1 protein-coding gene is annotated in these 611 nt (G+C 56.3%); it reads right to left on the reverse strand.

Translation table 11 applies throughout. From position 1 onward, the window contains the following. Positions 1–578 (reverse strand): transposase (locus FS806_RS25300; RefSeq protein ID WP_260982262.1); only part of this gene is annotated, 578 nt, incomplete at its 3' end. Between the last annotated feature and the right edge of the window lie 33 nt (positions 579–611).

Consider the following 611-nt stretch of genomic DNA (forward strand, 5'->3'; position numbering starts at 1 on the left):
GGATGGGATTCTCCCTTCTTGAGATACCGTTTCAGCTTCGGCATAGACTTGCTCCAGAAATGGTAGCTGAATCCACCGATGGCTTGCTTCATTTCGCGGAACATACATTCGATCTTGAAGCGGTATCCGTATAACTCGATGATGTCCGTCGCCGCCAAGGTAAGATCGGTGGTCACGAGAATGGACAGCCGGTCGCCCCATCGGACCAGCACAAAGCGCAGTTCCTGGTACAGTCCTTGCCCCCACAGCAAATCCAGGCAGAGGTACTGAACCGTCTCTTCCTTGCCGTACATCGTCACTGTGGCGGTTTGAAACTCGGACGCGCGGGTTTGGAACAACTCCTTCAGTTTGACCATCGGGCCTTTCTTCGGCGGACGCCCTCTTCCCTTCTCCCGGGTCGGCGGATGCTCATAAGCTACCACATTGGCTTTGGCCTTTGTGACGATGTGCAAGGGCGCGACAGCCGATGCGCTCTTTTCCTTCCATCGCTCCAGCGCGGGAATGGACAGGAAGTACCGATCCAGCAGCAGGATTGCTTTCCCGAACGCTTGGGCGGCCACAAAGCCCTGATCGATCATCTGCACAACATGGGAATCCTGCCGCTCAGCCGG

The organism is Paenibacillus sp. 32O-W (assembly GCF_007679495.1).
Classification (GTDB): Bacteria; Bacillota; Bacilli; order Paenibacillales; family NBRC-103111; genus Paenibacillus_L; species Paenibacillus_L residui.